This window comes from Pseudidiomarina woesei (genome assembly GCF_001418345.1).
GTDB lineage: Bacteria > Pseudomonadota > Gammaproteobacteria > Enterobacterales > Alteromonadaceae > Pseudidiomarina > Pseudidiomarina woesei.
On record NZ_LIPW01000001.1, the window covers coordinates 327589 to 346134 of the forward strand.

19 protein-coding genes and 1 tRNA gene are annotated in these 18546 nt (G+C 47.8%); 5 read left to right on the forward strand and 15 right to left on the reverse strand.

The annotated features are described in order from the left end of the window. From era to rpoE, 8 genes are all read right to left on the reverse strand, one after another. The gene (era, locus tag ASC40_RS01590) at window positions 1–921 is read right to left on the reverse strand and encodes a GTPase Era (RefSeq protein WP_425415047.1); all 921 of its coding nucleotides are present in this window, start codon (window positions 919–921) and stop codon (window positions 1–3) included. After that, window positions 918–1616, reverse strand: a complete 699-nt coding sequence (gene rnc, locus ASC40_RS01595; protein ID WP_055438035.1) for a ribonuclease III — start codon at window positions 1614–1616, stop codon at window positions 918–920. The genes era and rnc overlap by 4 nt, the downstream gene beginning before the upstream one ends. 3 nt (window positions 1617–1619) lie before the next feature. After that, window positions 1620–2543 (reverse strand): signal peptidase I, encoded by a 924-nt coding sequence (gene lepB, locus ASC40_RS01600; protein ID WP_055438036.1) that lies wholly within the window; start codon window positions 2541–2543, stop codon window positions 1620–1622. 30 nt (window positions 2544–2573) lie between these two features. Further along, window positions 2574–4385, reverse strand: a complete 1812-nt coding sequence (gene lepA, locus ASC40_RS01605; RefSeq protein WP_055438037.1) for a translation elongation factor 4 — start codon at window positions 4383–4385, stop codon at window positions 2574–2576. 88 nt (window positions 4386–4473) lie between these two features. Next, window positions 4474–4908 carry a SoxR reducing system RseC family protein gene (locus ASC40_RS01610; RefSeq protein ID WP_055438038.1) on the reverse strand — a complete coding sequence of 145 codons (435 nt, stop codon included), beginning with the start codon at window positions 4906–4908 and terminating at the stop codon, window positions 4474–4476. Further along, on the reverse strand, window positions 4905–5903 hold the full coding sequence (locus ASC40_RS01615; RefSeq protein ID WP_055438039.1) for a MucB/RseB C-terminal domain-containing protein: 999 nt from the start codon (window positions 5901–5903) through the stop codon (window positions 4905–4907). Before ASC40_RS01615 ends, ASC40_RS01610 begins: the two co-directional genes overlap by 4 nt. After that, window positions 5896–6561, reverse strand: a complete 666-nt coding sequence (locus ASC40_RS01620; protein ID WP_055438040.1) for a sigma-E factor negative regulatory protein — start codon at window positions 6559–6561, stop codon at window positions 5896–5898. Before ASC40_RS01620 ends, ASC40_RS01615 begins: the two co-directional genes overlap by 8 nt. Before the next feature lie 20 nt (window positions 6562–6581). After that, entirely contained in the window at window positions 6582–7160 is a 579-nt protein-coding gene (gene rpoE / locus ASC40_RS01625) for an RNA polymerase sigma factor RpoE (RefSeq protein ID WP_055438041.1), read from the reverse strand. A 140-nt stretch (window positions 7161–7300) separates the two neighbouring features. On the opposite strand from rpoE, the gene nadB reads away from it, so the two are divergent. Continuing rightward, on the forward strand, window positions 7301–8905 hold the full coding sequence (gene nadB / locus ASC40_RS01630; RefSeq protein ID WP_055438042.1) for an L-aspartate oxidase: 1605 nt from the start codon (window positions 7301–7303) through the stop codon (window positions 8903–8905). On the opposite strand, the gene ASC40_RS01635 is transcribed toward nadB, so the two are convergent. Then, window positions 8864–9148: a hypothetical protein gene (locus ASC40_RS01635; RefSeq protein WP_055438043.1), complete on the reverse strand. Its 285-nt coding sequence runs from the start codon at window positions 9146–9148 to the stop codon at window positions 8864–8866. The genes nadB and ASC40_RS01635 overlap by 42 nt on opposite strands. Window position 9149: 1 nt before the next feature. After that, window positions 9150–9422, reverse strand: coding sequence for an FAD assembly factor SdhE (locus ASC40_RS01640; RefSeq protein ID WP_055438044.1), 273 nt, complete (start codon window positions 9420–9422; stop codon window positions 9150–9152). A gap of 77 nt (window positions 9423–9499) precedes the next feature. Between ASC40_RS01640 and ygfZ the strand changes: the two genes are divergently transcribed. The 3 genes from ygfZ (at window position 9500) to ASC40_RS01655 (ending at window position 12213) form a co-directional block, all read left to right on the forward strand. Then, complete coding sequence (gene ygfZ / locus ASC40_RS01645; RefSeq protein WP_245622152.1) at window positions 9500–10444, forward strand: tRNA-modifying protein YgfZ; 945 nt, start codon at window positions 9500–9502, stop codon at window positions 10442–10444. Further along, window positions 10441–10929 (forward strand): FKBP-type peptidyl-prolyl cis-trans isomerase, encoded by a 489-nt coding sequence (locus ASC40_RS01650; protein WP_055438045.1) that lies wholly within the window; start codon window positions 10441–10443, stop codon window positions 10927–10929. The genes ygfZ and ASC40_RS01650 overlap by 4 nt, the downstream gene beginning before the upstream one ends. A 135-nt stretch (window positions 10930–11064) precedes the next feature. Beyond that, window positions 11065–12213 (forward strand): trans-sulfuration enzyme family protein, encoded by a 1149-nt coding sequence (locus ASC40_RS01655; protein ID WP_055438046.1) that lies wholly within the window; start codon window positions 11065–11067, stop codon window positions 12211–12213. 86 nt (window positions 12214–12299) lie between these two features. Here the strand turns inward: ASC40_RS01655 and lysS are convergent, their stop codons facing one another. From lysS to xerD, 5 genes are all read right to left on the reverse strand, one after another. After that, window positions 12300–13811, reverse strand: coding sequence for a lysine--tRNA ligase (gene lysS, locus ASC40_RS01660; protein WP_055438047.1), 1512 nt, complete (start codon window positions 13809–13811; stop codon window positions 12300–12302). Window positions 13812–13821: 10 nt separating this feature from the next. Then, a protein-coding gene (gene prfB / locus ASC40_RS01665; protein ID WP_095522733.1) for a peptide chain release factor 2 occupies window positions 13822–14920 on the reverse strand; the annotation gives its coding sequence in 2 pieces (ribosomal slippage) (window positions 13822–14844 and window positions 14846–14920; 1098 coding nt in all). Between the two features lie 47 nt (window positions 14921–14967). Beyond that, window positions 14968–16677, reverse strand: coding sequence for a single-stranded-DNA-specific exonuclease RecJ (recJ, locus tag ASC40_RS01670; RefSeq protein WP_055438048.1), 1710 nt, complete (start codon window positions 16675–16677; stop codon window positions 14968–14970). Next, a complete protein-coding gene (dsbC, locus tag ASC40_RS01675; protein WP_055438049.1) occupies window positions 16674–17417 on the reverse strand; it encodes a bifunctional protein-disulfide isomerase/oxidoreductase DsbC in 744 nt (247 codons plus the stop codon). Before dsbC ends, recJ begins: the two co-directional genes overlap by 4 nt. Before the next feature lie 37 nt (window positions 17418–17454). Next, a complete protein-coding gene (xerD, locus tag ASC40_RS01680; protein WP_055438050.1) occupies window positions 17455–18363 on the reverse strand; it encodes a site-specific tyrosine recombinase XerD in 909 nt (302 codons plus the stop codon). An 86-nt stretch (window positions 18364–18449) separates the two neighbouring features. Between xerD and ASC40_RS01685 the strand changes: the two genes are divergently transcribed. Beyond that, a tRNA-Tyr gene (locus ASC40_RS01685) sits at window positions 18450–18534 on the forward strand. Window positions 18535–18546 lie beyond the last annotated feature (12 nt).

Genomic DNA, 18546 nt, shown 5'->3' on the forward strand with positions numbered 1-18546 from the left:
TTAGTCCTCGCCGTAACCTAAGCTGCGCAAAGCGCGTTCATCATCAGCCCAGCCCGACTTCACTTTTACCCAGAGTTGTAAGTGCACTTTGCCACCTACGAGCGGTTCAATATCACGCCGCGCTTCAGTACCAATGGTTTTTAGTTTGCTACCACCGGCCCCAATAACCATGCGCTTTTGTCCGTCTCGTTCAACCAAAATAAGTGCATGAATATGAGTGGTGCCCGACTCGGCCGTTTTAAACTGCTCAATCTCCACGGTCGTGCTGTAAGGTAGCTCGTCACCGGTAAAACGCATCAGCTTTTCACGAATAATTTCAGCGGTCATAAAACGCAGTGAACGGTCTGTCACATAGTCTTCTGGAAAATGGTGTACGCCTGGCTTGGCATAGCTATGCACTAACGTTCTCAGCGCATCTACTTGTGCACCGGTTTCTGCAGACAACGGAATAATTTCAGCAAACGTATGTTTTTCGGATAACTTTTGTAAATACGGTAATAATTCGGTTTTATCTTTAAACTGATCAATTTTGTTCACCACCAGAATAACTGGGCTGCTCATTTTTTTCAGTTTGGTCAATACCATATCGTCATCGCTTGACCACTTGCCAGCTTCAACCACAAACAAAATCACTTCAACACCGCTAAGTGAGCTTGACGCGGCTCTGTTCATCAAGCGGTTAATGGCCCGCTTTTCATCTTTATGCAGGCCCGGCGTGTCAACGTAGACAATTTGCCGATCGCCTTCAGTTTCAATGCCAAGAATACGGTGTCGAGTAGTTTGTGGCTTACTCGAAGTGATACTAATTTTTTGCCCCAAAATGCGGTTCAACAAGGTTGATTTACCCACATTGGGTCGCCCAACTATCGCCACAAAAGCCGACGCTGAGCTCATATTTTCATCGATATTTAAATCGGTCATGAGGTTTTATCCTGTTCGAGAAGCTGCGCCAGTGCGTCGGTTGCCGCTTTCTGTTCGGCTTTGCGTCTACTGGTACCGGTACCGCGAATGAGTTCTGCAATACCTTCTACTTGGCAACTTACCGTAAATTGTTGATTGTGTGCTTGGCCCTGAGTGGCCACTACTTCATACACCGGAAGTGCACATTGACGGCCCTGTAAATATTCCTGCAGCCGCGTTTTAGGGTCTTTGTGGCTTGCACCAGGCTTGATACTATCAAGTTGTTTCGCGTACCAAGCTAACACCACTTCACGACATGTTACCAAGTCACTTTCTAAATACATGGCACCAAGCAATGCTTCCACCGCATCAGCTAGAATTGACTCTCGGCGATGCCCGCCGCTTTTCATTTCTCCTGGGCCTAACACTAAAAATTTCCCAAGCTCAAACTTCTGCGCTAGCTTTGCCAAGCTTTTGCCGCAAACTAAAGTAGCTCGCATACGGCTTAAGTCGCCTTCGTCAATATTTGGAAACTTCTCAAACAGTGCTTCACTAATGATAATACCGAGCACCGAGTCGCCCAGAAACTCCAAGCGCTCGTTATGCACTGCAGCCGCGCTACGATGCGTTAAAGCCTGTTGCAACAACTCGCGGTTACTAAACGTATAACCAAAAGCTTTTTCCAGTTGTTGCGCCGGCGGTTTGGGTAAACTCACAACTTACTCCACGCTGCCCAATCGGTGCCAACGTATACCAGTTGGTACCCATTGTGGTAACAAACTGTTGGCATCACGATCCATTTCAAAACTCATCCAAATAAATGTTGCCCGTCCAACCAAGTTGTCATGGGGAACAAACCCCCAGTAGCGACTATCCTCAGAGTTATCACGGTTATCGCCCATGAAGAAATATTGCCCTTGTGGCACTATCCACTCGTCGGGAGCAGTTCCTGATTGTTGGTAAAAATAAGCGGTGCGCGGAGCAACTGTTGGGTCCACTAAAATATCATGCGTCACGTCGCCAATTTGTTCGGTATAACGAACTAGCGGTGTTGAGCGGCTAAAGTAAACTTCATCTTGCTGCTTCATATCACGAGCAATCACTTGCATTTTAGGGCATTCAGCTTCTTGCGCGACACACGCAGGTTCTAGATACAGGGTTTTGTTGCGGTAAATAATGCGGTCACCGGGGGTGCCAATAATGCGCTTAATGTAATCAACATTTGGCTGCAACGGATATTTGAACACGGCGATATCACCACGTTCAGGGGTACCAGTACGAAACAGCTCATGACGGAATAACGGATCACGTAGGCTGTAACTGTATTTCTGCACCAAAATAAAGTCGCCCGCTAACATGGTCGGCATCATTGAAGCAGACGGAATGCGAAACGGCTCATAGAAAAACGAGCGCACAATTAAAATAACAAAAAGAATTGGAAAAACCGACTGTGCAAATTCAGCTATTCTACCTTGAGGAGCAAGACGTTCTCGCGCTTCATCATCAAGCTGCTGCTGTAAACGCTGCTCTTCCTCTGCGATTTTGGCGGTACGAAGCGGCTTTTTAAATTTCGCGTCATACAACCAAATTAATCCCGCCGCTAGCGTCACTAGCGTTAACAGTATGGAATAAAAGTTTGCCATTATCGGTGTTTTCCCTTGCGCACGTCGTCTTTATTTTCCTACTTTAAGTACCGCAAGAAACGCTTCCTGAGGAACTTCAACATTCCCTAGTTGCTTCATGCGTTTCTTACCCTCTTTTTGTTTCTGCAAAAGCTTTTTCTTACGGCTTACGTCACCGCCGTAACACTTAGCAGTCACGTTTTTACGTAGCTGTTTCACGGTTGAACGAGCAATAACGTGTGTACCGATAGTGGCCTGAATCGCAATATCAAACATCTGTCGCGGAATTAACTCGCGCATTTTATCTACCAGTTCACGGCCCCGTCCCTGTGCATTATCACGGTGCGTGATTAATGCCAACGCGTCAACTTTGTCGCCATTGATAAGTACGTCAACACGCACCATGTCAGCTTCTTGGAAGCGCTTAAAGTTGTAATCCAAGCTCGCATAGCCACGGCTGGTCGACTTCAAGCGATCAAAAAAGTCCATCACCACTTCGGCCATTGGCAACTCGTAAGTCACCGCAACTTGATTACCGTGATAAGCCATTTTGGTCTGTACACCACGCTTATCAACACATAGCGTGATCACGTTGCCTAAAAATTCTTGCGGAACCAGTATATTCGCTTCAACAATCGGTTCATAAATGGTTTCAATGTCATTTACAGCCGGCAAGTTCGCTGGGTTATCAACTTTATGCTCTTTGCCGTCTTTGGTGATTACCTTGTACACCACCGTTGGTGCCGTAGTAATTAGGTCAATGTCATATTCGCGCTCAAGCCGCTCTTGAATAATTTCCATGTGCAGCATACCCAAAAAGCCGACACGGAAACCAAAACCAAGTGCGGCCGAGTTTTCAGGCTCATAAAATAATGACGCATCATTGAGTGACAATTTTGCCAATGCATCACGGAAGTTCTCATAATCGTCAGACGAAATGGGGAACATACCTGCGTATACCTGAGGCTTCACGCGTTTAAAGCCTGGCAACGCTGCCGGTGCTGGCTGCTTGGCCAAGGTTAAGGTATCACCTACTGGCGCCCCGAGAATTTCTTTAATACCAGCAATAACGAAACCTACCTCGCCGCAACGCAAAATGCCGGTTTCCGTTGGTTTGGGCGAGAAAAAGCCTACTTTATCAATTTGGTATGTTTGCCCTGTCGACATAACTTTCATTTTGTCGCCCGCGCGCAAGACGCCATTCTTTACCCGCACCAAGCTCACAACGCCTTGATAGTTATCAAACCAGGAGTCGATAATCAAAGCTTGCAAAGGTGCTTCTGGGTCACCTTGTGGTGGCGGAATTTGCCGCACAATACGCTCAAGCACTTCATCAATACCAATCCCAGTTTTAGCTGAACACTGAACCGCATCAATGGCTTCAATACCAACAATGTCTTCAATTTCTTCAGCCACACGCATTGGGTCGGCTTGTGGTAAGTCGATTTTATTCAAAACCGGCACTACTTCTAAGTCCATTTCAATAGCGGTATAGCAGTTGGCTAGGGTTTGAGCTTCTACACCTTGAGCAGCATCAACAACCAACAATGCCCCTTCACAGCCGGCTAAGCTGCGCGATACTTCATAAGAGAAGTCGACATGGCCTGGTGTATCAATAAAATTTAACTGATAAGTTTCACCGTCTTTCGCCGTGTAATGCAATGTCACGCTCTGCGCTTTAATGGTAATACCGCGCTCGCGTTCAAGATCCATAGAGTCGAGCACCTGCTCGGCCATTTCGCGGTCAGTTAAGCCGCCGCAATGTTGAATAAGACGATCGGATAAGGTCGATTTACCATGATCAATGTGCGCAATTACTGAGAAATTGCGAATATTTGTTTGCTTAAACGCCTTTTCTGGCATTAATGCCCCCGCAAAAACAAATGGAATAGAGAATTAACCGCTGATCATACTGATTTATGAGGAAAGGAACAAAGAATTTCGGGCAAAATTAGTCGATTTGTTGCACGCTCAACAATTGACTAACTTGTACATCACGGTGATGCAACCAACGTTTCAACCCATAAAAGCTTAAACCGAAGCTAATAAAGGCAGTAATAATTACCCAACCCTCGCTAACTCCAGCCAGTTCACCCAAACCAACAGCGGTTAGTATGAGTGCCAGCAATGGCAGCCCATAAAGCATCAATGATAATTGCGTCAGTGCCTGTTCTGGCAACAACAGTTCAATCATTTGCCCTACTCGAAACTCACCTTCGGGCTTTCTGACTAAAAACTCGGCGCGCCGATCAGAAAATGCTTTAGAAATAATACCGGCACCACAAGTTGATTGCTGTGCACAGCTACCACAACCGGTTTTTAATTCGGTAGAAACCTGCAGACTATCGTCATTTACTGCCACGATTTCAGCGAGCTCGCGAATCATTCTTCACTTTCCACGGTCGGTTTTAAAGCTGTACGCTCAGCTATTAAGTGTAATGTTTCAGCTGGCACCTTACCGACTACAGTTACGGCGTAGCCATTCACCCGCAAATTCACCATAGAGTCTGGCCCTTGTAGGGCTAACGACGGTAATTTTTGTAATTGTGATTCAGTAATGTAAACCGAAATTTCAGTCAAACCATCGCTATACAGGTAGTAATCTGTCGGTAACCGAGTATCGTGCACGGCGCGGTGCGTGGCGATACGTTGCTTAAAGCCATCGGGAAGCCAATCTGGTTGCAAGGCAAACTTAACCGGTGTGGTGTCATTGTTGCCGTACATTCGCGGCGGTTGTTGAAAGTTACCAAGGTCAATTAAAGGTTCAGGTAGCTCGTTAGTGACTAAAAATGAAGTTAATTGCAATTGCTCCAGTACCTCACCTTGTGGCGTCATCATCTGTAATTTCAATAACATACCGGTTTCGCGGTCAACCCACAAATCATAATGATAGCGATGATTATCGCGGCTAATTAAACGCAAATATTGTGCGTTGCGCCCAGTAACGCGCATTCCGCCGCTGGCAATTATTTGATAGTGCTGAGAAATCTTCGAAAAACTATTGTAGAACGCAGGAGGAATAAGCCCAAAGGTCACATTCGATTGCAGGGTGTAAGCATGCGCTCCACCAGCAGAATAATAGTAACTTTGCTCACCTATACGCAACACCCGCATATCGGCGCCGTTTAAGTAAATGAGTAGTTCAAGGTCGGTGTCATGGTCATAACTACCGTGAAACCAAACCAACGGTTGCACTCGGTGCCCTTGTGCTTGTACTAAGGTGGCTTCGAAGTCGAGGTGACGCAGCGCATCTGCCATGCGATTAAACCATTGCTGGCCCAAATTTGCGGCAAGTTCTGCACGCTCATCGGTTTGCGCCGGTACGGCAAAAGACGCGAATGCAGCAAACCACAAGGCAATCGCGGCTACATATTTAGTCATTCTGCTTGGGTGACTCTTCTACAGTTTTTTCTACAGTTGCGTCCGTTACTTGTTCATTTGCCTGCAAAGACAATTGAATTTGCCGCTGATGATCAATCATATAAGTTTGCAATAATTGACGCTGTTGAGCTAACTCAGCTTCCGTAGGTGCTTGCTGTTCAATAACAGTGTTATAACTCACCGGGTTACGACCACCGAATGGATTTGTCACAATCGCCGGGGCTACCTGAGTTTCAACTGTAGGCTGGGTATCGTCTAATACTGGCTGTTGAATTGACAGCACGGCGACTAAAGCAACACTGGCCGCAATGGCAATGCTACCAGCTGGCTTCAACCAGCGCGATGCCGCGCGCGCTTGAGCCCCGCCTTGATTTGCGCTTGGCTGCACTACATTGGAGTTTGCAGTAGCGCTAGTTAAAGGTGCCTGCTGCTGAATTTGCGCCGCAACTGCAACGCTAATATCTAGCTGCTGGTTCACCTGCGCATCACCACGCATAATGTGTCCAACTAAGGCATAACGAGACCAAGCTGCTTTGGCATGTTGATCGTCCAATAACGCTGACAAGTCAGCATCAAACGGACGTTCCGCATCGACGTCAGAATCCCTAAAATGGTTATCTAACAACGCCGAAGCTTGCTGTTTAAAACGATCAGACATATTGCATCCTCAATCTCTATTTAGCGCTCTAATAACGGTCTTAACTGCTGGTCTATAGCTTCACGAGCGCGGAAAATTCGCGACCGTACAGTACCAATAGGACAATCCATTTCTATAGCTATTTCTTCGTAGCCTAATCCGTCAATTTCACGCAGCGTTATAGCACGTCGTAAATCTTCCGGTAATGCCTCGATGGTTTTCATAACGACGTTACGAATTTCATCGGTTAACAATAAACTTTCCGGCGAAGCACTGTCTTTCAGTGCTCCACTGCCCTCATAATACTCCGCTTCTTCAGCATCAACATCATTAGCTGGTGGCTTGCGGCCTTGTGCAACTAAATAATTCTTTGCTGTGTTCACGGCTATTCTATAGAGCCATGTATAAAAGGCGCTATCGCCTCTAAAATTTGCCAACGCACGATACGCTTTCACAAAGGTTTCTTGCGCCACGTCAGGCACATCAGCCTGTTGTTTGACGTAACGCGAGATTAAACTCATGACCTTGTGTTGATACTTTTTTACCAACAAATCAAAGGCGCGCTGGTCTCCCTGTTGAACTCGTTCTACCAGGGCTTTATCTGTTTCTTGTTCGCTCATCCGAGCCTATTCTCCTCAACCCCTAGCTACGTCAGATTTCAGGCCCGCTGTGCAACTGCAAAGTATGACCGACGTTGTAGTAAAAAGTTCGCAAAAAAAATTCAAATCAGTAAAATCGTTGTATGACTTCCACATAATGTATGGAACAAATGGCTCATTATCAATGTGATGTACTTATTATCGGTAGCGGCGCTGCCGGTTTAACCTTAGCTTTGCAGTTGGCTGACCATGCTAACGTCATTGTACTCTCTAAAGGCCCTCTTACAGAAGGCTCAACTTATTACGCACAAGGCGGTATCGCTGCCGTTTTCGACGAGAATGATAGCATTGAAAGCCACATTGAAGACACCTTGATTGCAGGTGCTGGGTTGTGTGAGCAACAAGCGGTTGAGTTTACCACACGCCATGCCAAAGAGAGCTTACAGTGGCTTATTGATATAGGCGTTGGTTTTGACCGTTCCGGTGATGGTCAATTTCACCTCAATCAAGAAGGCGGGCATAGTCACCGCCGTATTCTACATGCGGCAGATGCAACCGGCCGCGCAGTGCAAACCACATTGGTAGAACAAGCGCGATTGCATCCGAGCATCACTATTGTTGAGCGTGTAAATGCCATTGACTTAATTACCCATAAACATTTAGGTGGCGACTCACCACAATGTTATGGCGCTTATATTCTCAACCGCGTGACACAACGCGTCGAAACTGTGGCAGCAAAATTTGTCGCACTGTGCACCGGTGGTGCCAGCAAAGTGTACCAGTACACCAGTAATCCAGACGTAGCTAGCGGCGATGGCATTGCAATGGCCTGGCGCGCGGGTTGTCGGGTTGCCAATATGGAATTCAATCAGTTTCACCCGACTTGTTTGTTTCACCCCAATGCTCAGTCATTTTTGTTAACCGAAGCATTACGTGGTGAAGGTGCAGTTTTGCGCCGTCCAGATGGCTCGCGTTTTATGCCAGACTTTCACCCTAGCGCAGAATTAGCGCCACGCGACGTGGTGGCACGAGCCATTGACTTCGAAATGAAGCGCCTTGGTGCCGACTGCATGTTTTTAGATATTTCGCACAAGCCAAAAGCCTTCATTCAAGAACACTTCCCGAATATTTATGAGAAATGCCTCAGTTTGGGTATTGATATCAGTCAACAACCCATGCCAGTTGTACCTGCAGCGCACTATACCTGCGGCGGTGTGAAAACTGATTTGCACGCGCGCACTGACGTCACCAATTTGTACGCCATTGGTGAAGTTGCCTATACCGGTTTGCATGGCGCCAATCGCATGGCAAGTAACTCACTACTTGAATGCTTAGTTTTTGCCCGTTCAGCGGCGCAAGATATCATCGCCAAAGTGGCGAGCTGCCCGGCGCCTACAGAGCTTCCAGCCTGGGATGAAAGCCAAGTAAGCAACTCAGATGAAGAAGTTATTATTCAGCACAACTGGCATGAGCTGCGCCTATTTATGTGGGACTACGTCGGAATTGTGCGTACAGATAAGCGGTTACAACGAGCATTGCGCCGCATCGAGCTGCTGCAGCAAGAAATTCACGAGTATTACAGTAACTTCAAAGTTAGCAATAACTTGCTTGAGCTACGTAACCTCGTGCAAGTGGCTGAGCTTATTGTTCGCAGCGCCATGACCCGTCACGAAAGCCGGGGGTTGCATTATAATTTAGATTACCCAGAGTTATTACCCGAAGCGTTACCGAGCATTTTGACGCCAACGCAGCAAAAATCGGGCTAACCGACGATAATTTGCATCCCCAAGCCAGCTTTTCGGCAACCACACCCACCGCCGTGGTTGCTGAGGCGCGTACAAAATAACTAAAGCCCCCCACGCAGTGACCCAACTTAACGGTTGTTGCTGCCAGGGGTGTGGTTCTGCGGCGGTTAATTCTAACCATTCGCCGGTGCGGCAATTAATGCCCCACACCGAGGCCGGGCCTCGTAACCAGCGCCAAGGCTGCACACTAATGTGCAGCAACATATTAAACCTTCACGCGGCTTAAAATGTAGTCAACCATGCCGGCTAGCTCTGGGTCTTGGCACTTTTGGTGGCCCATAAACCAAGCAAACAAATCCGGGTCATCACAGGTTAATAAACGCCGAAATGCTTCTTGTTGCTGCGCATTTAGGTCGTCATAAGCTTCTTCTACAAATGGCATGAATAAAACATCAAGCTCAAGCATGCCGCGGCGGCAAGCCCAGCGCAGACGGTTTTTATTGGTCAGCAATTCGGCATTTTGTTGCAACTTTTCCATGCGAGTCCTTAAAACGGCTTGTATAATGCTTTTTCATCCCCATCTAGGTGAGTATCGATGAAAAAGCGAGGTTCATTGTGCTAGATACAGAGTTTACCAAAGCTCAGCCAGAATACGTAACCGTTTCCTTAACAGATTACGGTGTTATTGAGCTAACCGGCCCACAAACCGATGAATTTTTGCAGGGGCAGCTGACCTGTGACATGAAACAACTCGGCGCTAACCACTGGTTGTTCGCAGCACACTGCGACAACAAAGGTAAAGCCATGAGTACCTTGTTTGTCAGTCGCTGCGGTGACAGTGTGCTTTTGCTGTCACATAAAGACGCCATTGCCGCAAGTTTGGCTCAGTTACAGAAATTTGGCGTATTTAGCAAAACCGACATCGTCGATGCCAGTGACAAATACCATGTGTATGGGGTATTTGGTACAGCAGCGCCAGAACGTATGGCGCAATGGTGTGAACAACCTTTAAATACAGAGCCACAGCAAGCGGTTACAGCGCTTGACGACGGTGTGGTGTTCACTGTGGGCGTTCACCCCGATCAGTACTTGTTGGTTACCGAGCGCGATAGCTTTCCCACCAACTCAGAACAAACACTCTGGCATGCACTTGAAATTGAGCGTGGTCGACCCACCCTACTTTCAGGTACACTATTAGAGTATGTACCCCAAATGCTGAACGTTCAGGCGTTAAATGGCATTAGTTTTACCAAGGGGTGTTATATCGGCCAAGAGACCATCGCTCGGATGAAGTATCTGGGCAAGCAGAAGCGGGCTATGTTTCGTTTAGTGGGCCAAGGTAAACCTGTTGCAGCGGGCGCTACCGTAGAACAACAGCTTGGCGAAAACTGGCGACGAGCCGGCACGGTAATTAACGCAGTGAGCCGTGCTGACAATCAATTGAGCATGTTAGTGGTGCTGCCGAACGATATTGAAGCAGACACAAAACTGCGTGTAAAAGATGATGACGCGAGTCTTTTGGAAATTTACCCACTGCCTTATAAATTGGATGAATCATGAGTCAAACTATTAGCCAGGACAAAGTTGTAGGAATTCACTACACCGTGAAAACTGCTGAAGGCCAAGTTCTGGATCAATCAAAAGAAGGTCAGCCGCTGCAGTTTATCTTTGGTCGCGGCATGTTGATCAAAGGTCTTGAGAATGCTCTTGACGGAAAAGCCACTGGCGACAAATTTGAAGCTGAAATTCAACCAGCTGACGCGTACGGCGAGCGTCATGAAGGTTTAATTCAAACTGTATCACGCAGCTTATTCGGTGATAACGAAGTTGCTGTTGGCATGCAGTTCCGCGCCAGCACAGACGCAGGTGAGCAATCTGTGATGATCGTTGATGTGAACGACGACGAAGTAACTGTTGATGGTAACCACCCGCTAGCCGGCACTGCGTTAAACTTTGACGTAGAAGTTGTTGAAGTACGTGACGCTGATCCAAGTGAATTGGACCACGGTCATGTGCACGCTGACGGTAACCATAACCACGGTTAATCGCTCGCGTTGTCTGACTAAAAAGATAACGACGAATGATGAAAAAGCGCACCTTCGGGTGCGTTTTTTAATGGCCATTTTCTTACCTTAAAATAAGCGTATACTAATGCAATCGTTACTTATTTAGAGCCTAGCATGAGCAACAAAACCTATCCTTACACCCCGGCGACAGCACTCGCCCAAGCCCTCGGAAAAATAGATCAAGAAAGCCAAGGGGTGGTGTTGCCAATACATGTCGCAACCACCTACATTCGCGGTAAGGACAACAGCTACCCAACCGGGAATGTCTATTCACGTGCAGATAACCCAACCTATAAACCGGTTGAAGAGCTTTTATGCCAACTGGAACAAGGCCACCAGGCACTTTTATTTGGGTCTGGCATGGCCGCCGCCACAGCGGTTTTTCAAGGGCTTCGCCCGGGCGACCATGTGTTAGCACCAAAAGTTATGTATTGGGCACTACGCAACTGGCTACTGAACTTTGCCACCGATTGGGGCTTAGTCATCGAATTTATCGACATGACCCAGTTAAGCGAAGTGAATAAAGCGTTACAGCCGGGCAAAACTAAGCTGGTATGGTTAGAAACCCCGGGCAACCCAATGTGGACCATTAGTGACATTAACGAAATTAGTGCGTTAGCCAAGCAAGCCGGTGCATTTGTTGCGGTCGACTCTACCTGCGCCACTCCACTACTCACGCAACCCTTAACTATCGGCGCCGATATTGTCATGCACTCGGCCACCAAATACTTGAACGGGCACTCAGACGTCATTGCCGGTGCGCTCATTACCAAGCAAGACAGCGATTATTGGCAACGTATTCGAGCGGTGCGAGCTCAAGGCGGTGCCGTGCCAAGCCCACATGATGCCGCGCAACTATTACGTGGCATGCGGACCATGCATTTACGCGTGCGCGAAAGCTGCGTTAACGCCATGTTTTTAGCAGAACAACTTGAACAGCACCCACAAATAATCGAAGTGCTGTACCCTGGCTTGCCAAGCTTTAGTGGCCACGAAGTAGCAAAAAAACAAATGCACAACGGCTATGGCGGCATGTTTTCCATTCGCGTACAAGGTGGCGAACAAGCAGCTGTTCACGTCGCTGCCAACACCAAGCTGTGGAAACGCGCTACATCTCTTGGCGGCGTGGAAAGCCTCATTGAACATCGCGCCAGCGTAGAAGGCGCTGGCACGCCCTGCCCACCAGATTTACTGCGCTTGTCAGCAGGCATAGAAGACAAAGACGAATTGCTTGCCGATATTCTTCAAGCCCTCACACAGTAACCGTTATTCGTTACTCGTTAATCGTTATTAAAAAGCCCGGCAAAAGCCGGGCCTCTAATATCTAATATCCAATAGCTAATATCGTCTTAGCTTTTCTTCGGACGCATGTGTGGAAACAACAACACATCACGAATTGACGGCGAGTCCGTCAACAACATCACTAACCGATCAATACCTATGCCCTCGCCTGCTGTTGGCGGCAAACCATGCTCAAGTGCAGTGACGTAGTCGTCATCAAAAAACATGGCTTCGTCATCGCCCGCTTCTTTTTGCTGTACCTGTTCACGGAAGCGCTCAGCTTGGTCTTCTGCGTCGTTTAGCTCCGAGAAGCCATTTGCTAATCCGCGACCACCGACAAAGAACTCAAACCGGTCGGTAATAAACGGGTCATTGTCGTTACGGCGCGCCAACGGTGATACTTCAGCTGGGTATGCGGTTATAAACGTAGGTTGAATAAGCTTGTGTTCAGCAACTTCTTCAAATATTTCAATTTGAACTTTGCCTAAGCCCCAATTCGACTTCACTTTAATACCCAATGACTCCGCCAACTCGGTGGCGCGCTCAAGGCTATTTAACTGGTCATCGGTTGCTGTTGGCAAATGTTCTAAAATGGCTTCTTTAACCGTCATCCGGGTAAATGGCTTGCTGAAGTCGTACTGCACGCCTTCGCTTTCAAATTGCGCTGAGCCCAAAATTTCCTTGGTCATGCCGCGTAGCATGTCTTCGGTGAGGTCCATCAGGTCATTGTAATCTGCGTAAGCCCAGTAAAACTCAAGCATGGTGAACTCAGGGTTATGCCGTGTCGACAGCCCTTCGTTACGGAAATTACGGTTAATTTCAAATACTTTTTCAAAACCACCAACAACCAGACGTTTTAAGTACAGCTCTGGCGCTATGCGCAAATACAACTGCATGTCTAACGCATTATGGTGCGTCATAAACGGGCGTGCTGTAGCACCACCAGGTATAGTTTGCATCATCGGCGTTTCAACTTCTAAGAATTGCTTAGCGATGAAGTAGCGACGAATGTAATCCACCACTTTTGAGCGCACAACAAAGGTTTTACGCGACTCTTCGTTAGTGATGAGATCAAGGTAACGCTGGCGATAGCGCATTTCTTGGTCAGACAAACCGTGAAACTTGTCTGGTAACGGGCGCAGCGCTTTGGTTAACAATCGAACATCGTCAACCTGCACACTCAATTCGCCAGTGCCGGTAATAAACAAGGTACCGGTTGCACCAACAATGTCACCTAAGTCCCACTTTTTGAACTCTTCGTTGTAATAGCCTTCAGGTAAGTTATCGCGGGCTACGTAGAGCTGTATTTGCCCTGACATATCTTGAATGGTGGCAAAGCTCGCTTTACCCATGATACGACGCGTCATCATACGGCCTGCAACAGCAACCCGCACACCTTTCGCCGCCAGCTCTTCTTTTTCAAGGCCGTCATACTGCGCGTGTAACTCAGCGGCTAAGCTGTCACGACGAAAATCATTCGGGAATGCCACGCCTCGCTCGCGCAACGCAGCAAGCTTGGCCTTGCGCTGGGCGATTTGCTCGTTTACGTCCAACTCAGGGGCTTGCGTTTTATCGTTCATGTACGTTTCCTTATAAACCTGATTTCAAACTTGCTTCAATAAATGGGTCAAGTGCACCGTCTAACACCGCTTGAGTATTGCGGTTTTCAACACCAGTGCGTAAATCTTTAATACGCGCATCGTCTAATACATACGAGCGAATTTGGCTACCCCAGCCGATGTCCGACTTGGTGTCTTCAAGCGCTTGCTTTTCAGCCAATTGCTTCTGTAATTCTAACTCATACAATTTAGCGCGTAATTGCTTCATCGCCGCATCGCGGTTTTTATGCTGTGAACGGTCACTTTGACACTGCACAACAACGCCCGTGGGTTCGTGCGTAATACGAATAGCCGAGTCGGTTCGGTTAACGTGCTGACCACCAGCGCCTGAAGCACGGTAAGTATCTACACGTAAGTCAGCTGGATTAATCTCAATCTCGATAGAATCATCAATTTCTGGATACACGAATACTGACGCAAACGACGTATGGCGACGATTACCCGAGTCAAACGGTGACTTTCGCACCAAGCGGTGTACACCGGTTTCAGTACGTAACCAACCGTAGGCATATTCACCCTGAATACGCACAGTAACCGATTTAATACCTGCGACTTCACCTTCAGAAAGCTCGGTAATTTCGGCTTTAAAATCGTGCGACTCGGCCCAACGCAAATACATGCGCAACAGCATATTGGCCCAGTCTTGGGCTTCGGTGCCACCAGAGCCGGCCTGAATATCTAAATAACAGTCTGATGCGTCTTGTTCGCCCGAAAACATGCGGCGAAACTCTAATGTTGCCAATTGCTGCTCTAAGCCTTCTAGCTCACTAACAGCATCGTTAAAGGTTTCTTCGTCATCGGCTTCAACAGCTAGCTCAACAAGACCTTCAACGTCTTCCAGCCCTTGCGCCAAATTATTTAATGTTTCAACCACTTGTTCTAAACTTGCGCGCTCTTTACCTAGCGCTTGTGCACGCTCTTGATCATTCCACACCGTTGGGTCTTCTAACTCGCGCGTCACTTCCTCTAGACGCTCTACTTTCTGAGCGTAGTCAAAGATACCCCCGAAGCAATTCGCTGCGCTTGCGCATTTCTTTTATCGCAACATAAGTGGCGTTAGTTTCGAACATAGTTTTGGAATCTCAATAACAGTGATTGTAAGTAAAGGGCGGGTATTCTACCGCAAAGCATTAAAATGCTCTAGTTGTAGCTGCACAGAAGTGCGTCCACGAAAATGATTTAATTGTACTTTATAGGCCGCATGAATGGCTTTCACCGACGCATCAGGCCAAACCGTTAAATCTACATTAAAAGCAATCGCGTCAACCACCGTGCGATCTGTTGTTTCTAAAACCAGCTTTAAATGGCGCTCGCCTACTAGGCGTTGCTGCACAATGCGAAACTCGCCGTCAAAAAGTGGCTCAGGGAACCCCTGCCCCCATGGCCCATAGGCTTCTAACTGACGCACAAAAGGTTCCTGTAAACAACTTCCGTCAAGCTCACCGTCAGACCAAATAGTTTGCGTTAAGGTGCTCTCGTCAACCCATTCATTAACTTGTTTAACAAAGGCGTGGCGAAATGCTTCTAGGTTATCAGCCGTTAAGCTTAAGCCGGCAGCCATAGCATGCCCGCCAAAGCGCTCTATAAGCTGCGGATGTTGGCTGTGCACACGCTCAAGTACGTCGCGAATATGCAAGCCCGGAATAGAACGTGCTGAACCTTTTAATAAGCCGTCATCACTATCGGCAAAGGCAATAACAGGCCTGTGGTATTGGTCTTTTACCCGCCCTGCGACAATGCCCACAACACCTTGGTGCCAACCCGGTTGATACAACACCATAGCCGCCGGCAAATGCTCGGTGGTGTTTAACTGTGCTACATAAGCTTCAGCTTCTTCACGCATTTCGGTTTCAATGCTACGGCGCGCCTGATTCAGTTGATCAAGTTGTGCAGCTAGTTGCTGAGCCGTGGTTAAATTATTAGCAAGTAAACACTCAATGCCTGCAGCCATGTCATCTAAGCGCCCTGCCGCATTAATGCGTGGGCCTAAGGCAAAACCTAAGTCGGCGGCTTGTAACTGTTGTGGGTCGCGGTTGGCTACTTGCAGCAACGCCGCAATACCTGGGCGGCAGTGCCCAGCCCGAATACGCTGCAGCCCTTGCTGTACCAAAATGCGGTTTACTCCATCGAGTTTCACTACGTCAGCCACAGTACCCAAAGCCACTAAGTCTAGCCACTGGGCTAAATTAGGTACTTGCAGTCCTTGCTCGCGCAGTACATGTCTTAGTGCCAGCAATACATAAAAAGCTACGCCCACCCCAGCAAGATTGGGGCTAGGAAACGGACAATCCGCAAGATTTGGATTGACAATGATATTTGCTGGCGGCAGTTCATTGGGCGGTAAATGATGATCAGTAACAATCACATCAATACCAGCTGCTTTTGCGGCCTGAACACCAGCATGGCATGATATACCACTGTCCACCGTTACAATTAATTCAGCACCCTGTTGCTGCGCCTGCGCCACCACTGCAGGTGACAACCCATAACCATCAGCAAACCGGTTCGGAACAATATAACTTAAACGTTTTGCCCCCATAGCTTGCAACGCAGATACCATCAACGCTGTTGAGGTAGCTCCGTCGGCGTCGAAATCACCGCAAATACAAATGGCATGGTCTGCTTGAATGGCTTGAGCAAGGCGCTTCGCAGCCTCGCTAGCGCCTTTTAGTTGGTTAAAGTGCGGCAAATGGCGCAACCCAAGATCAAGCTGCTGTGCGTCAGCAATACCGCGACTGGCAAGTACGTGAGCAATAACCGATGGTAATTGCGCCGCCCACTCACCTAATTGGGCTTGCGGTCGGCGTTTAATCGTTAACAAACTCATTGGTCGTTTTCAATTTCTGCTAACAAAGGCTCTGGTGGCAAATAGCCCGGCAGCATACGGCCTGACTCAAGCACAATAGCCGGTGTACCGCGAACGCCAAACTTGTGCCCAAGCGCCAAGTGCTCCGCAACAGGGTTATCACAGTCTGCAGGTGGCAAAGCTTGGTCATTCTTGACCGCGGTTAACGCTGCTTTGGGGTCATCTGCACACCAAACCGACTGAAGCTCCATTGCTGCGCGCCCTTGCATGCCTGAACGTGGCCAGGCTAAATAACGCACAGTAATGCCTTTTTCTAAGTAACCATCCATACGCTCATGCAATTGACGACAGTAACCGCAGGTTGAATCAGTAAATACATGGATTACATGTTGTTCATTGTCGGCTTTAAACTCAATCATGGTATCGGAGTATTCGGCTAAGTCACTAATACGCATGGCATTTAATATTTTGTCACTGACATTAACAGGGGCTTCCCCAGTAATATCAAAAATTCTACCACTGATAATAAATTGGCCATCTGCACTTGCATAAACAAGCCCTTGGTCGGTGAGAACTTGGTACAAACCAGCAATTTCTGATGGTTTGGCCGATTCAACGGTGAAGCCCATGTTGACCATATGGCGCGTGTTAAAATCACCTATCAGCGCAGCTGCCTGAACGGCCTGTTTGGTGTCGTCTTGGTTATTCGGGCTACAACTAGCTACTACCAAACTTAATGCTAAAACTCCCAAGTACTTCATGCAGTTACCCTTTTATAAATCATGTAAAGTTACGTTGTTAAGCGCGTGGGTGATGCGTTGCATGTAATTGCTGCAAGCGTTCACGCGCCACGTGCGTATAAATCTGTGTGGTCGACAAGTCACTATGACCTAAAAGCATCTGTAACACCCGTAAATCGGCGCCATGATTCAGCAAATGAGTTGCAAAGGCATGGCGCAACGTATGCGGTGACAAATGCGAACGAATATCGGCTTGTTGCGCATAATAACGAATTCGGTGCCAAAATGCCTGTCGTGTTAACGGCCCACCACGGCGCGTCACAAATACCCAGTTACCGGGTTTTGCATAGAGGTTTTCACGCGCCTCAGCAAAGTATTTTTGCAGCCAGTCTAACGCTTCCTCACCAAGAGGCACGAGTCTTTCTTTATTACCCTTACCCACAACACGAACAAGCTCTTGCTGAAAATGAATTTGATCAACCGTCAAGCTAACCAACTCTGTTACGCGTAACCCTGTGGCATAAAGCACTTCAAGCATTGCTCTATCGCGTAATTGCACGGGGTCATCAAGCTGCGGGGCATTCAATAGTGCTTCAACTTCAGCTTCCGACAAACTATGCGGAATTGCCTGCGGTTGCTTTGGGCGTGCTAGTCGCGCGGTTGGATCATGATTGATCAATCGCTCAGCCATGGCATATTGATAAAACTTTTTAAGCGCACTCAATGCGCGTGAAGTACTCCGCGGAGATAAACCTTGTTGACGCCGCCATAACAAATAGCGCTCCAAATCGTGCGACTCTACGTTCAGCAATGTGGTTTTTTGCTGCGCAGTAAGAAACTTCTGAAAACTTCGTAAATCGGTTTGATAGGCAGAACTGGTATGTTTACTAACGCCTTGTTTAAGCCAAAGGCGCTCAATAAACCGAGTTATTTCTTCATCAACGTGCACGGGAATGCTTTGGCTCATAATTGTTTTTGCTTCGATGACATATCAACAGACATCATAAACCGGTTTACAGGTACTCTCAATCTGCTATTATGCCGGCCTTGTGTGGAGGGGTTCCCGAGCGGTCAAAGGGATCAGACTGTAAATCTGACGGCTCAGCCTTCGCAGGTTCGAATCCTGCCCCCTCCACCATTTCTTCTCGCC

What these genes read in the sequence shown, in the direction of transcription:
- ASC40_RS01650 (WP_055438045.1), top strand. Translation starts at nt 10,441, where the DNA reads ATGAGTCAAACTATTAGCCAGGACAAAGTTGTAGGAATTCACTACACC.
- xerD (WP_055438050.1), bottom strand. Translation starts at nt 18,363, where the DNA reads ATGAGCCAAAGCATTCCCGTGCACGTTGATGAAGAAATAACTCGGTTT.
- ASC40_RS01635 (WP_055438043.1), bottom strand. Translation starts at nt 9,148, where the DNA reads ATGTTGCTGCACATTAGTGTGCAGCCTTGGCGCTGGTTACGAGGCCCG.
- ASC40_RS01615 (WP_055438039.1), bottom strand. Translation starts at nt 5,903, where the DNA reads ATGACTAAATATGTAGCCGCGATTGCCTTGTGGTTTGCTGCATTCGCG.
- rpoE (WP_055438041.1), bottom strand. Translation starts at nt 7,160, where the DNA reads ATGAGCGAACAAGAAACAGATAAAGCCCTGGTAGAACGAGTTCAACAG.
- ASC40_RS01610 (WP_055438038.1), bottom strand. Translation starts at nt 4,908, where the DNA reads ATGATTCGCGAGCTCGCTGAAATCGTGGCAGTAAATGACGATAGTCTG.
- recJ (WP_055438048.1), bottom strand. Translation starts at nt 16,677, where the DNA reads ATGAGTTTGTTAACGATTAAACGCCGACCGCAAGCCCAATTAGGTGAG.
- ASC40_RS01620 (WP_055438040.1), bottom strand. Translation starts at nt 6,561, where the DNA reads ATGTCTGATCGTTTTAAACAGCAAGCTTCGGCGTTGTTAGATAACCAT.
- lepB (WP_055438036.1), bottom strand. Translation starts at nt 2,543, where the DNA reads ATGGCAAACTTTTATTCCATACTGTTAACGCTAGTGACGCTAGCGGCG.
- lepA (WP_055438037.1), bottom strand. Translation starts at nt 4,385, where the DNA reads ATGCCAGAAAAGGCGTTTAAGCAAACAAATATTCGCAATTTCTCAGTA.
- dsbC (WP_055438049.1), bottom strand. Translation starts at nt 17,417, where the DNA reads ATGAAGTACTTGGGAGTTTTAGCATTAAGTTTGGTAGTAGCTAGTTGT.
- lysS (WP_055438047.1), bottom strand. Translation starts at nt 13,811, where the DNA reads ATGAACGATAAAACGCAAGCCCCTGAGTTGGACGTAAACGAGCAAATC.
- nadB (WP_055438042.1), top strand. Translation starts at nt 7,301, where the DNA reads ATGGAACAAATGGCTCATTATCAATGTGATGTACTTATTATCGGTAGC.
- ASC40_RS01655 (WP_055438046.1), top strand. Translation starts at nt 11,065, where the DNA reads ATGAGCAACAAAACCTATCCTTACACCCCGGCGACAGCACTCGCCCAA.
- ASC40_RS01640 (WP_055438044.1), bottom strand. Translation starts at nt 9,422, where the DNA reads ATGGAAAAGTTGCAACAAAATGCCGAATTGCTGACCAATAAAAACCGT.
- era (WP_425415047.1), bottom strand. Translation starts at nt 921, where the DNA reads ATGACCGATTTAAATATCGATGAAAATATGAGCTCAGCGTCGGCTTTT.